The sequence below is a fragment of the Arthrobacter sp. K4-10C genome, from assembly GCF_059090085.1.
The window spans coordinates 297,955-310,706 of record NZ_JBNHFI010000003.1; the positions used below are offsets into that span (position 1 = coordinate 297,955).

The 12,752-nt window shown below is 65.7% G+C and carries 10 protein-coding genes; 7 read left to right on the plus strand and 3 right to left on the minus strand.

The genetic code is table 11. From position 1 onward, the window contains the following. From AC5RUU_RS05925 to AC5RUU_RS05940, 4 genes are all read left to right on the plus strand, one after another. Complete coding sequence (locus tag AC5RUU_RS05925; protein WP_493974282.1) at positions 1–1,008, plus strand: ABC transporter permease; 1,008 nt, start codon at positions 1–3, stop codon at positions 1,006–1,008. Further along, on the plus strand, positions 1,005–3,242 hold the full coding sequence (locus tag AC5RUU_RS05930) for an ABC transporter ATP-binding protein (RefSeq protein ID WP_493974283.1): 2,238 nt from the start codon (positions 1,005–1,007) through the stop codon (positions 3,240–3,242). Before AC5RUU_RS05925 ends, AC5RUU_RS05930 begins: the two co-directional genes overlap by 4 nt. Before the next feature lie 45 nt (positions 3,243–3,287). Then, on the plus strand, positions 3,288–5,006 hold the full coding sequence (locus tag AC5RUU_RS05935; protein WP_493974284.1) for an ABC transporter family substrate-binding protein: 1,719 nt from the start codon (positions 3,288–3,290) through the stop codon (positions 5,004–5,006). A gap of 120 nt (positions 5,007–5,126) precedes the next feature. Beyond that, on the plus strand, positions 5,127–6,188 hold the full coding sequence (locus AC5RUU_RS05940; RefSeq protein WP_493974285.1) for a Gfo/Idh/MocA family protein: 1,062 nt from the start codon (positions 5,127–5,129) through the stop codon (positions 6,186–6,188). Between the two features lie 12 nt (positions 6,189–6,200). On the opposite strand, the gene ald is transcribed toward AC5RUU_RS05940, so the two are convergent. Next, positions 6,201–7,319 carry an alanine dehydrogenase gene (gene ald / locus AC5RUU_RS05945; protein WP_493974286.1) on the minus strand — a complete coding sequence of 373 codons (1,119 nt, stop codon included), beginning with the start codon at positions 7,317–7,319 and terminating at the stop codon, positions 6,201–6,203. Between the two features lie 233 nt (positions 7,320–7,552). On the opposite strand from ald, the gene AC5RUU_RS05950 reads away from it, so the two are divergent. Next, complete coding sequence (locus AC5RUU_RS05950) at positions 7,553–8,773, plus strand: PucR family transcriptional regulator (RefSeq protein ID WP_493974287.1); 1,221 nt, start codon at positions 7,553–7,555, stop codon at positions 8,771–8,773. On the opposite strand, the gene AC5RUU_RS05955 is transcribed toward AC5RUU_RS05950, so the two are convergent. Further along, positions 8,770–9,240, minus strand: coding sequence for a helix-turn-helix domain-containing protein (locus AC5RUU_RS05955; protein WP_493974288.1), 471 nt, complete (start codon positions 9,238–9,240; stop codon positions 8,770–8,772). The two genes, AC5RUU_RS05950 and AC5RUU_RS05955, sit on opposite strands and share 4 nt — an antisense overlap. 48 nt (positions 9,241–9,288) lie before the next feature. Between AC5RUU_RS05955 and AC5RUU_RS05960 the strand changes: the two genes are divergently transcribed. After that, a complete protein-coding gene (locus tag AC5RUU_RS05960) occupies positions 9,289–10,071 on the plus strand; it encodes an alpha/beta fold hydrolase (RefSeq protein WP_493974289.1) in 783 nt (260 codons plus the stop codon). Positions 10,072–10,119: 48 nt separating this feature from the next. On the opposite strand, the gene ptsP is transcribed toward AC5RUU_RS05960, so the two are convergent. Further along, positions 10,120–11,805 carry a phosphoenolpyruvate--protein phosphotransferase gene (ptsP, locus tag AC5RUU_RS05965; protein ID WP_493974290.1) on the minus strand — a complete coding sequence of 562 codons (1,686 nt, stop codon included), beginning with the start codon at positions 11,803–11,805 and terminating at the stop codon, positions 10,120–10,122. A gap of 161 nt (positions 11,806–11,966) precedes the next feature. Here ptsP and AC5RUU_RS05970 point away from each other — a divergent pair, with 161 nt between their 5' ends. Next, entirely contained in the window at positions 11,967–12,695 is a 729-nt protein-coding gene (locus AC5RUU_RS05970; RefSeq protein WP_493974291.1) for a TetR/AcrR family transcriptional regulator, read from the plus strand. The last annotated feature ends 57 nt before the right edge of the window (positions 12,696–12,752 follow it).

Here is a 12,752-nt window from a genome sequence, read left to right on the forward strand (position 1 = left end):
GTGACCAACCTCAACGCCGTCGACCCGGCAGCCGCCGCGCAGGACGCGCACCTGGAAAGCGCCGACGTCGTCATCGGTAAATCCACCATCATCTTCCGCCGGTTCATGCGGAACAAGACAGCCGTGGCCGGCCTGGCCATCTTCCTTGCCCTGACCCTTTTCTCGTTCGTGGGCGGTTACTTTACGTCCTGGGACAAGGAAACCATCGACCCCTTCAGCATCGGGATGCCGCCCTCCGCCGAGCATTACCTTGGCACCTCCCAGGCCGGCATCGACCTCTACGCCATGACCGTCGAGGGCACCCGGATCTCCATCCTGATCGGACTGGTGGTTGGCTTGGTTTCAGTGCTCATCGCCGCGGTCTATGGCTGCACCATGGCCTACTTCGGCGGCAAGGTGGACAAAGCGATGCTCTTCGTCCTGGAAGCGCTCATCATGATGCCGGCACTCCTGGTTGTCGCCGTAGCCACCAGCGGCGGTGGGGCCGGACTGAAGCGGGACCTGCCTTCCTGGCTGCTGCTGATCATCGTGCTGCTCGTCTTCAGCTGGATGGGAACCGCCCGGCTCATCCGCTCACTGTCCATGTCCCTCATGCAGCGCGACTTCGTGAAGGCAGCCCAGTACATGGGCGTGCCGCCGCGCCGGATCATCTTGCGGCACCTGGTGCCAAACATCGGCTCGCTGCTGGTCCTGGACATCACCCGCGGCGTCACCGCAGCCATCCTCGCGGAGGTTGCCTTCTCCTTCATCGGCATTGGCATCAAGCTCCCGGATGTGAGCCTTGGTGTACTGATCGGCGGTGCCACGTCCCAAGTCCAGACCTTCCCCTGGATGTTCTGGGTGCCCCTGACCGTCATGTTCCTCCTCACCGGCTCCCTGGCGATGATGAACGACGGCCTGCGCGACGCCTTCGATCCCAGCTCCAGTTCAAGCGGCAAGGCCAGGACGAGAAACGCCAGGAACAACGCGACGGAACAGGCACCTGTGAAGAAGAAGAACGCCTCATGAGCAGTGAAACCACCGCCGGACCGGCGGAAACCACAGGGTCGCCGGCTGAGCAGCTGCACGTCGCCGGGCTTTCCGCAGCCAACAACGCCGTACTGTCCGTCCGTGACCTGCACGTCCGGTTCAACTCCGAAAACGGTGAGGTGCACGCTGTCCGCGGCGTGGACTTCGACCTGATGCCCGGCAAGACGCTTGGCATCGTGGGCGAGTCCGGTTCCGGCAAGTCAGTCACCTCCCTGGCCATCATGGGGCTGCTGCCCGACACCGCCGAGGTCTCCGGCTCCGTCAGGCTCAACGGCCGCGAACTGCTTGGCCTCAGCGACAAGGCGATGTGCGGGTACCGAGGCAACGAACTGGCCATGGTCTTCCAGGATCCGCTGTCCTCCCTGACGCCGGTGTACACCGTGGGCACCCAGATCATCGAGGCGCTCACCATCCACAATCCCGGCATGAGCAGGCAGGCCAAAGAAGCCCGCGCCGTCGAGCTTCTCGCCATGGTGGGGATTCCCAGCCCCAGGAACAGGTTGAAGGCCTTTCCGCATGAATTCTCCGGCGGGATGCGCCAGCGCGTGATGATCGCCATCGCCATCGCCAACAACCCGCGCGTGCTCATTGCGGATGAGCCGACGACGGCCCTGGACGTCACCATCCAGGCGCAGGTCCTTGAGGTGCTCCACAAGGCACAGGAGGAGACGGGCGCCGCCGTCGTCATGATCACGCACGACCTCGGTGTGGTGGCGGGCATGGCCGACGACATCATGGTCATGTACGGGGGCAGGCCGGTGGAGACCGGCGCCGTGGATGACATCTACTACAACCCCCGGATGCCGTACACCATGGGACTGCTCGGGGCGGTTCCGCGGGTGGACGCGGCGGAAAAATCGTCCCTGGTGCCCATCGACGGCATTCCGCCCAACCTGCTCCACCAGCCCACCGGCTGCGCATTCGCCCCGCGCTGCCCGCTCGCCTCGGAGGCGTGCCTGGCCGGGGAACCTGGGCTGGCCTCTGTTCCAGGCAGCGCACAGCACCGCGCCGCCTGCATTAAGTCGAACGCCTTGGGAGCGGACGTGGACGTGCAGGAGTTATTTGCCGCTCCACCGGTGCCCGTCTCCCGGTTCGACGAGGTACCCCGGGCTGAGCGCTCAACAGTGCTGCAGCTCAAGGACGTCCGCAAGCACTTCCCGCTCACCAAGGGTGCCCTGATCAAGCGGCGCATAGGCACCGTCAAGGCTGTGGACGGGCTCAGTTTCGATATCCGCGAAGGCGAATGCTTCTCCATCGTGGGGGAATCAGGTTCGGGAAAGACCACCACCCTCCTGGAAATCATGGAGTTCCACAAGGACCAGGACGGCGAGGTGGTGATTGGCGGCCTCAGCAACAAGCAGGCCGCTGACGCCAGGACCAAGAACGCGATGCGACGCGAACTGCAGATGGTGTTCCAGGACCCCACGGGCGCCCTGGACCCGCGGTTCACCGTGTACGAGGTGCTGGCCGAACCGCTGCAGAACGCAGGGATGGACAGGCACGCCATCAAGAAGCGGATCATGGAGCTGATGAGGCTGGTTGGCCTGCAGCCGGACCACGTCAACCGGTTCCCCAACCAGTTCTCCGGCGGCCAACGCCAGCGGATCGGGATTGCACGCGCCCTGGCAGTGAATCCCAAACTGGTAGTCCTCGACGAGCCTGTTTCCGCCCTGGATGTTTCGGTGCAGGCCGGGGTCATAAACCTCCTGGACAAGCTCCGCGCCGAGCTCGGCCTGAGCTACCTCCTGGTGGCACACGATCTCTCCGTGGTCCGGCACATCTCCAACCGGGTGGCTGTGATGTACCTGGGCAAGATCGTCGAAATCGGCGAGGTTGACCGGGTCTTCGACAACCCGCGGCACCCATACACCCGCGCCCTTCTGTCCGCCATTCCCGTTCCTGATCCCCAGGTGGAACGCACCCGCGAACGGATCATCCTCAAGGGGGACCTGCCCTCCCCGCTGGACGCTCCCAAAGGCTGCAACTTCGCTACCCGTTGCCCGGTCTTCGCCGCACTTCCGCCCGCCAAGCAGGAAAAATGCCGCACCCTTGAGCCGCCACTGGAGCCAGTGCTTCCTTCCGGGGCTGCCCGGGCCCTGGAGGCCGCACCCATGCCGCTTCCGGACCAGCGCTTTGCCTGCTTCTTCCCGGACGGGCAACTGGATGAAGACATGCTGGTGGTCCACGACACGGCGGACCACCATGCACCCTAGGATTAGTCGACCCACCACTCCACCCGCACCAACGAAGGGAAAACCATGAGGAATCTGAACAGGATCGGCGGAGCAGCGGCCATCGCCGCAGCCCTGGCGCTGACGGCCTGCGGCGGTGGTGGCGGTGCCACCGGCCCCGAAACGGCCAAGGGGCAGGAGGCAGGCAGCGACCTGTCCAAGCTCATCAGCATCAATGAGAAGCCCGCAGCCGATCTTGAACAGGGCGGCAAGGTCACCCTTCCGCTGGGCAGCATCGGTCCGGACTTCAACGGTTTCTCCAACAACGGCAACAGCGCGGACAACTCCGCGCTGATGGCCCCGATCAACCCAGTTGCGGTGACGGGTGGCGGCATCGGCGGCTGCTGGAAGGTAGATTTCGAGGGCAAGGCGACCCCCAACAAGGATTTCTGCGAGTCCGTGGAGAGTGAGATGGTCGATGGCAAGCAGACCATAACCATCAAGGTCAATGACAAGGCAACCTACAATGACGGCACGCCGATCGACGTCAAGGCCTTCCAGAACACCTGGAACATCCTGAAGAGCCCGGACGCGGGCTACGATATCGTCACGTCAGGGGCGTATGCCTTTGTGGAGTCGGTAGAGGCCGGCAGCAGCGACAAGGAAGTCATCGTCAAGATGACCCAGCCGGTATACCCGCTGGAGGACCTGTTCTTCGGGCTGATCCACCCGGCTGTCAACACTCCGGAGATCTTCAATGAGGGCTTCGTCGGCGAAATGCACCCTGAGTGGATGGCGGGTCCGTTCAAGGTGGACCAGTATGACGCCGCGGCTAAAACCCTCTCCTTGGTTCCCAACGAAAAGTGGTGGGGCACCAAACCGGTCCTCGCGAATGTAGTCTTCCGCCAGCTGGAAACCAGCGCACAGATCGCAGCATTCAAAAACGGCGAGATCGATGCCATGTCCGCTAACACCATCGCGCTCTACAAGCAGCTGGAAGGCACCAAAGACTCCGACATCCGCCGCGGCCAGCGCCTTTTCGCAGGCGGCCTGAACATCAATGCCCAGCGGATCACCGACGTCGCCATCCGAGAAGCCATCTTCGCGGCGATTGACCGCGAGGCGCTGCGCAAGGTCCGGTTTAACGGCCTGAACTGGGAAGAACCGAGCTCCGGGTCCATGATGCTCCTGCCGTTCTCGGAGTACTACCAGGACAACTACCCCGTGAAGGAAACCGGCCCGGACGCCGCCAAGAAGGTCCTTTCCGATGCGGGCTACACGGAGAACGCCAACGGCATCATGGAGAAGGGCGGTGCTCCGGTCTCCTTCAAGATCAGCAACTTCGGTGACGATCCCACCACCCTGGCCTTCACCCAGACACTGCAGAAGCAGCTCCAGGCCGGCGGCATGGACGTTGGGATTGACCAGCGTGCCTCCGCCGACTTCGGCAAGGTGGTTGGCGGCCGCGAGTTCGACCTGAGCGTCTCCGGCTACACCGTGGGCGCCGACGCGACGTCCACGGTCAAGCAGTACTACGACTCCAAGACCAATGAAAACGGCTTGGGTGACGCTGAACTGGACAAGAAGATCGCCGATCTCGCCTCGATCGAGGACAACGCCGAGCGCAACAAGGCAGCCATGGAGGTGGAGAAGGAACACATGGCTAAATACTTCTCCATGGGCGTGGTGATGAACGGCCCCCAGATCTCCTTCGTCCGCACCGGCCTCGCCAATTACGGTCCGTCGCTGTTCCAGAGCCTGTCCCAGGTTCCGGACTGGACCACCCTCGGCTGGGAAAAGAAGTAAGGCTTCCGCCGCAGCAACGCAAAGGCCGGCATCCCCGGGCAGGGGATGCCGGCCTCGGCGTTTTAACCTGCCGGCAGCTGACAGGCGCCCGCCCGGAGGCGGCGGAGTAGCGTAGTTTGCATGACCGGAACTGTTGCTGCACGCGCCATCCGTACCGCCGTCGTCGGCTATGGGCTGTCCGGGAGCGTCTTCCACGCGCCGCTCATAGAGGCGGACCCCAGCTACTCGCTGGACCTCATCGCCACGTCCGACGGCGGCAGGCAGGCGGCTGCCACCGCCCGCTATCCGGGGGCCAAGACGGTCCGCGACGGCGGTGCGGTGATGGAGCGCGCCGCGGAGCTGGACCTGGTGGTGCTGGGAACGCCCCCGGCTACCCACTACCCCCTTGCCAAGAATGCCCTGGAGGCGGGGCTGGACGTGGTGGTGGATAAACCCTTCGCTGTCACCAGCGCGCAGGGACAGGAGCTGATTGAGCTGGCCAGTGAGCTTGGCCGGGTCCTCACGGTCTTCCACAACCGCAGGTGGGACGGCGATTTCCTGACCCTGCGGAAACTGCTGGCGGTGGAGGCGGTAGGCGCGGTGACGAGGTTCGAGTCCCGCTTCGAGCGCTGGTCCCCCATCATCGCAAAAGCGTGGAAGGCGCGCGCAACGGCTGCCGACGGAGGTGGCACACTGTTCGACCTGGGCAGCCACCTGATCGACCAGGCGCTCCAGCTTTTTGGGCCCGCCACCGTGACCCACGCGGAGCTACGCGCACGGCGCTCGGAGGAGCGCGCCGACGATGACGTGTTCGTGGTGCTGCGCCACGGGTCGGGGGTGCTCAGCCATCTTCACATGAACATGCTCTGCGCGCAGCAGGCCCCGCGGTTCCGCCTTTTGGGCTCCGTGGGCGGCTTCACCAAGCACGGAGTGGATCCGCAGGAGCCGTACATTGTGGCCGGGGGTAGCCCGCTGGATGCGGACTACGGGGTGGAAGCGCCGGAATGGGCAGGGCTCCTGGGCCGTGATGGCCATCTGGATGCCCTGCCCACCGAGCGCGGCGCGTATCCCGAGTTTTACCGGCTGCTTGCCGGGAAGATCCTTGACGGCGGTGCCAGGTCCGGGGCGCCGGTTCCCGTGGACCCGGCAGACGCCGTCGAAACCCTGAAGATCATCGAGGCGGCACGCGCGCTGGCCCGGTAGTGCCGCCGTCGACTATGCCGAGACCAGCTCGTGCCAGTCCGCGACGAGCGGCAGGTTGTGCGCCTCGGACACGGAGTGGTGTGCCACGTGGCCGGCGGCGATGTTGAGTCCTGCGGCGAGTGCGGGATCGCGGTCGAAAGCGGCCTTGACGCCCAGGTTGGCCAGCGCCACGGCGTAGCGCAGGGTGACGTTGGTCAGGGCGTACGTGGAGGTGTTGGGTACGGCGCCGGGCATGTTGGCGACGCAGTAAAAGATGGTGTTGTGGACCCGGTAGGTGGGTTCCTGGTGCGTGGTGGGACGGGTGTCCTCGAAGCAGCCGCCCTGGTCCACGGCGATGTCCACCAGGACCGAGCCGGGCTTCATCCGGGCCACGAGGTCGTTGGTGACCAGCTTGGGGGCCTTGGCGCCGGGGATCAGGACCGAGCCGATCACCAGGTCGGCGTCCACCACGGACTTCTCGATCTCGTACTTGTTCGAGGCCACGGTCTTGAGCCGGCCCTGGTACTGGGCGTCCAGTTCGCGCAGCCGGTGGATGTTGATGTCCAGGATGGTGACGTCGGCGCCAAGGCCCAACGCCATCGCGGCAGCGTTGGTTCCCGCTACGCCGGCGCCCAGCACAACAACCTTGGCGGGGCGGACTCCGGGCACGCCGCCCAGCAGGATGCCCTTGCCCCCGGCGGGGGCCATCAAGGAGGAAGCTCCCACCTGCACGGAAAGCCGGCCGGCCACCTCGGACATGGGGGCGAGGAGCGGCAGGGTGCGGCCTTCCTGCACCGTTTCGTAGGCAATGGCTGTGACGCCGGAGTTGATGAGCTCCCGGGTCAGTTCTGGCTCGGCCGCGAGGTGGAGGTAGGTGAAGAGGATGAGGCCCTTGCGGAAGCGGTGGTATTCGGCCTTGATGGGCTCCTTGACCTTCATGACCATGTCCGCGCGGGCCCAGACGTCATCCGCCTCGTTGACGATCTCGGCGCCGGCGATGGAGTATTCCTCATCGGTGATGCCTGAGCCGAGGCCCGCGCCGCGCTCCACCAGGACCGTATGGCCGTGGGTGCGGAACTCGTGGACACCGGCGGCAGTGATGGCTACCCGGAATTCGTTGTTCTTGATTTCTTTGGGGACACCGATGATCATCGTGGGCTCCAGGTTCTCGGCCGTGTGGGCCGGAAAGTGAGGAAGGATTTCGTGTTTCCACGATAAATCCGGTTGTGAGCCAGCTGACATGGAGCAGGAGCTGCCCTGCCCGCAGACCCGCGCAATTCCGCGGTATTCCGCGCACCATGATCGACAGATGTCGAGCATGAGGGCGTCAGGTGTCGCCTCCTGTCCGTTCGTCCGCCCCGGCCCGAAAGCAGTAATGTTGCCCCATGCAGCAGCAGGGTGTGGAGCAGCTCGTGGAGCAGGTGGCACAGAAGCTTGGCCGCGGGCTGTCACTGGAGGACCTGGACGGCGTGCTCCTCGCGTACAGCTCCAACCAGTCCCACGCGGACCGGGTGCGGGTGAATTTCCTGCTCAGCAAGAAAGTGCCGGCGGACGTCAGTGCCTGGCAGCTCTCACACGGCATCGCCACCGCGGTGCGACCCGTGGTGGTTCCGGCCAACCCGGACCTGGGCATGCTCGGCCGCGTGTGCGTGCCGTTGATGGTGCGCGGCTTCCGCGTGGGCTACCTGTGGGTGCAGCAGGACTCCGCGGAGGAAAATCCGGCGGCGATCCTCACCCAGCTGCCCGCAGTGAATCATGAGCTGGAGCTGCTGTCCGGGCTGCTGCTGGATTCGAACACCGCCGAATCGGAGTACCGGCGGGGCCGCGAGCGGGAGTTCCTGGCCGCCTGCGCCGGTGAACCAAATGCGGTGGCCGCCGTGGCCGGCTGGAAGGAGGTCCAGGGGAAGGGTCCCTGGCAGATGGTCACGGTGCTCGACGCGGACGGCTGGGCCAGCGGCCCCGATCCCATCGCCGCCACCCTTGCCCACCGTTCCACGGCGCTCCAAGCCACGGTGGGCGTGGATGCGGCCCTGTTCAGCGCCGGAACGGAGACGCACTCCGTGGTGCTGTTCCGCGATTCGACGGGCCGGGCCAACCACGCCCAGGTGCTGGTGCACTACCAGCTGGAACTGGCCAAACGCTCGGGCCGGCCGGTCCACCGCATCATCCTCGGCATCAGTGAAGGCTTCAGCCGGACACGGCAGTTGCCGGAGGCGTACCGCCAGTCCCGGGTGGCGGCCCAGGCCGCGGCGGTGGACCCGCAGCTGGGCGAGCTGGTGGACTGCCGCGCCGCAGGCGTCTACCAGCTGCTTGCTACGGCCGGTGGAGGGGTTGGTGCGTGGGCGGACTCCGGCTCCGTCTACTTCCGGATGCTGGAGGACCACGACCGCAACGGCGAACTCATCCCCGTCCTCGAACTCCTCTACGACAACGACGGCTCGGTCCAGGACGTCGCCGCGAGGCTGCACCTGCACCGCAGCAGCATCTATAACCGGCTGGGCCGCATCCGGCAGCTCCTGGGCGTGGATCCGCTCAAGGGCCTGCCCCGGCTGGAACTACATGCCGCCCTGAAGATGCGGCGCTGGGCAGCAAGGCCCCGGATCTAGGCGTCCCGGCCTGAACCGTCCGACCGGCCTGAACCGTCCGGCCCGTCCTGCGGGCCGGCCTTCTTCCTGGCGTCCTTTTTCTGCTGCTCCAGTTTCTGTTGCTCGAGCTTTTGCCTGTCCAGCCAGGCCATGATGGCCGCCAGAGGGATGCGCCGGTGCGTGCCGCGGTACTCCACCGGGATCTCGCCGCGGTCCGTCATGTTGCGGAGGTAGGTGTGCGAGATGCCGGCCAGTTCCGCCGCCTTGGAAGTGGTGAGCATTTCCTCCACGCTGCTGACGGTCACCGCTTCGCCGCGGCTGAACCGGTGGAGGAGATCGACGACGGCGTCCCTCGCCATGGGCGGCAGGCGGTGGACGGTGCCGTCCACGAAAACGGTGATGTCATCGCTGCCCGCCAGTGCCCGCTGAAGCTTGTCGGCATCTTCCCGGGGAAGCGCGCCGGTCATCCGGGGAGCTATCAGTGCCATGTTTTCAGCCTACCGGTGCCCTGCCGCGGCGGGCGGTATGCTCGGCTGATGGCATTGAGTGGCGGACAGGACGTGGAACACGGCGGGCTGCAGGGGAAGCTGTATGCCTCCGCCCTGCCGGCGGCGTTGGGGGCCAGGCCAACGTATGTGCTGCTGCACGGCATCGGTGTCTCCCACCGCTACCTCGCCCTGCTGCATCAGGAATTGGCAAAAGAAGCGGACGTTTACTCCTTCGACCTGCCCGGCTTCGGCAAGTCGTCAAACCCCGGGCGCCAGCTGCAGGTTGAAGAGTTTGCGGCATTCGTGAGCGCTGTCCTGGCGGAAGCCGGAGTCCAAAATTATGTGCCGGTGGGCCATTCCATGGGCACGCAGTTCGCAGTCCAGCTGGCGCTGCAGGAACCTGAGCGGGTGGACGGCATCGTTCTGATGGGGCCGGTGGTGGAGACCAGCAGGAAGTCGGTGGCCAGGCAGGCGATGGCGCTGACGCAGGACTCGTTGTTCAGCGAGTCGCTGACCTCGAACGCCATCGTGTTCAGCGACTACCTCCGGGCCGGCCCGCGCTGGTACCTGACCGAATTGCCCGTCATGATGGAATACCCGCTGGAGGAACGGCTCGCGGGGGTCACTCAGCCGGTGCTGGTGCTTCGCGGCACCAAAGACCCCATTGCCCGCCGCGCATGGTGCGTGAACCTCGCCGAGATTGCCCAGCAGGGAACCATGGCCGAGATTCTGGGCCAGGGCCACGTCTTCCAGCACACTGCCCCGGTAATCGCGGCCCAGGCCATCAGCGGCTGGGTCAGGGCCGTCTACGGCTTCGGCGTCACGGCCTGACGGAGGCCCCCGCGGTTAGCGGCGGGGGCCAGGGGCGTCAGCGCCTGATCAGAGTCCCAGCTCCTCCAGGACCGGCAGTTTCTCCCGGACCCATGCCCGGGCCTCGGTTGCGCTTGGGGCCGACAGCGCCAGCTTGGCGAGTTCCTGGGCTTCGGAGAGGGTGACGGTCTTCAGGACCGCGGCCACGGCCGCGAGGGAGCGGGCCGTCATGGATAGCGTGCTCACGCCCAGCCCGGTGAGTACGACGGCGAGCGCAGGGTCCGCGGCTGCCTCGCCGCAGACGCCCACGGGCTTGTTGTTCCCTTCTGCCCTGGATCCCTCAACGGTCAGCCCGACCAGCCGCAGGACAGCCGGCTGCCAAGGGGTGTTCAGGTTGGCGAGCGGGCCGAGCTGGCGGTCGGCTGCCATGGCGTACTGGGTGAGGTCGTTGGTACCCAGGCTGGCGAAGGCCACCTCGCGTAGGATGGCTTCGGCGGTAAGGGCTGCGGAGGGAACTTCAACCATGACCCCGGGAGTCTTGATACCGGCGTCTGCGCACATTGAGGCAAAGCGGGCGGCTTCCTCAGCCGTGGAGATCATGGGGGCCATAACCCACACGTCCGCCTCGGACTGCTTCTCTGCCAGCGCGATCGCTTCCAGCTGGCGGTCCAGGACGCCGGGGGTGGTGAAGTCCGTGCGGTAGCCGCGGACGCCGAGGGCGGGATTGGGTTCCGTTGAGTCGGTCAGGAACGGCAGCGGCTTGTCCGCACCGGCATCGAGCGTGCGCAGGACCACTTTCTTGCCGGGGAATGCGTCGAAGACCTTCTTGTAGGCAACGGCCTGCTCTTCAACGCTGGGTTCGGTGTCCCGTTCGAGGAAGCAGAATTCGGTGCGGAACAGCCCCACGCCCTGGGCACCGAGCTTGGCAGCCGCCTCCGCGTCCTTGCCGCCGCCCACGTTGGCGAGCAGCGGGACCAGGTGGCCGTCCGCCGTCGAGCCGGTGCCGCTGAACTCAGCCAGGAGGGAAGCGGTTGCCGCCCAAGCCTCTGCTGCTGCGCGCAGGGCTTCGTCAGGCTCGGATGTGACAGCACCGGCGGCGCCGTCCAAATACACTTCCGTGCCGTCCGGGAGTTCGTCCACGCCCACCGCGGCAACAACGGCGGGAAGGCCGAGGGACCGGGCGATGATGGCGGTGTGGGACTGTGGGCCGCCACCTGCGGTGACAAGAGCCACGACTTTGTTCGGGTCCAAGGTGGCGGTGTCGGCCGGCGCGAGGTCCTCGGCCACCAGGACGAACGGTGTGCTGGACGCGGGGATGCCCGGCGCCGGCACCCCGCGGAGTTCGGCGACGATCCGGGCGCGCACATCAAGGACGTCGGTAGCACGCTCGGCCATGTAACCGCCGAGATTATGGAGCATTTCGGAGACTGAGGACCCGGACTCCCAGATGGCACGCTCGGCTGACGTTCCGCGGGCCACAAGCTTGGCCGCACCCTTGATCAGCATGGTGTCCTTGGCCATCAGTGCAGTGGCTTCCAGGACAGCCTTGCCGTCACCGGAGGCGTGGGCGGCGCGGGCCTTCAGTTCGTCGTGCACGGCCTGGGCGGCTGCCTTCAGTGCCGCTGTGGCTTCCTCGGCGGAAATGCCTGCCGCGAGCTGTTCGCCGGCAGGAGGCTCGCTGATCGGCTTGGGCATCTTGCGGACGACGCCAATAACGCGGCCTGGGCTGACGCCTACTCCTGGGAAGTTCTGCACTGAAGGTCCTCATTCTCTTCCGGTTGCCAGGCGCGTCAGGATGTCCGGCGCCGTGCCGGGGACCGCCGGAGGACTGCTACGTCCAGGGCGGAAACGTGCCTGAAAAAAATTGTATGTGATTCAGTTCATATAGCAATGCTATAGGTGCTAGGGTAGCGGTTATGAGTTTGGATGGCCAGCTTCCCCCCAAAATGCGACTGCTGCGTGCGGCGGCCGAATTGCTGGCAAACTCCGCGGGAGCCCCTGTTTCCACCCGCCAGATCACCCAGCTGGCAGGGGTTTCGGCTCCCACCCTGTACCACCACTTCGGTGACAAGGAAGGCTTGTTTGACGCCGTCGTCACCGCGGGATTTGAGGAATATGTCGCGGGTGAAAGGGATTTCGCCCCTTCCGGACATCCGCTCGAGGACATCCGGAGAATGTGGGACAACCACGTGCAGTTCGGGCTTAACCAGCCGGAGCTGTACCTGGTGATGTTCGGCAATATCCGACCTGAGAGCCGCCCCGCCATCGTTGCCGATGCGGAGGCCCTGATGGAGGAGATGCTGAACAAGGCAGCGGCGGCGGGCCAGCTGAACGTCCAGCCCCGGGAAGCGGCCAGGTCCATCCTGGCGGCCAACGTGGGGGTGACGCTGATGCTGATTGCGGAGCCCGCCTCCGAACGGAACCTCGAACTGTCCACCATGACCCGGGACGCCATGATCTTTGCGGTGTCTGCCGAGCCCTCCGGCGGCGCGGCACCGGGCGATACCGGGAAGTCCTCGGTAGTGGTGGCAGCGATCGCCCTGAACGCCGCACTTCAGGCCTCGCACTCTGACCAGCTGTCCAGCTCGGAACTCAAACTCTTCCTCGAATGGCTGCACCGGATCTCCGCCAGCCCGGCGGGCTAGCCCTGGCAACGTCGCGTCACCCCGTTACACAGCAGTACGTCGCTCGTCATCATCGGA

What these genes read in the sequence shown, in the direction of transcription:
- AC5RUU_RS05930 (WP_493974283.1), top strand. Translation starts at nt 1,005, where the DNA reads ATGAGCAGTGAAACCACCGCCGGACCGGCGGAAACCACAGGGTCGCCG.
- AC5RUU_RS05935 (WP_493974284.1), top strand. Translation starts at nt 3,288, where the DNA reads ATGAGGAATCTGAACAGGATCGGCGGAGCAGCGGCCATCGCCGCAGCC.
- AC5RUU_RS05940 (WP_493974285.1), top strand. Translation starts at nt 5,127, where the DNA reads ATGACCGGAACTGTTGCTGCACGCGCCATCCGTACCGCCGTCGTCGGC.
- ald (WP_493974286.1), bottom strand. Translation starts at nt 7,319, where the DNA reads ATGATCATCGGTGTCCCCAAAGAAATCAAGAACAACGAATTCCGGGTA.
- AC5RUU_RS05950 (WP_493974287.1), top strand. Translation starts at nt 7,553, where the DNA reads ATGCAGCAGCAGGGTGTGGAGCAGCTCGTGGAGCAGGTGGCACAGAAG.
- AC5RUU_RS05955 (WP_493974288.1), bottom strand. Translation starts at nt 9,240, where the DNA reads ATGGCACTGATAGCTCCCCGGATGACCGGCGCGCTTCCCCGGGAAGAT.
- AC5RUU_RS05960 (WP_493974289.1), top strand. Translation starts at nt 9,289, where the DNA reads ATGGCATTGAGTGGCGGACAGGACGTGGAACACGGCGGGCTGCAGGGG.
- AC5RUU_RS05970 (WP_493974291.1), top strand. Translation starts at nt 11,967, where the DNA reads ATGAGTTTGGATGGCCAGCTTCCCCCCAAAATGCGACTGCTGCGTGCG.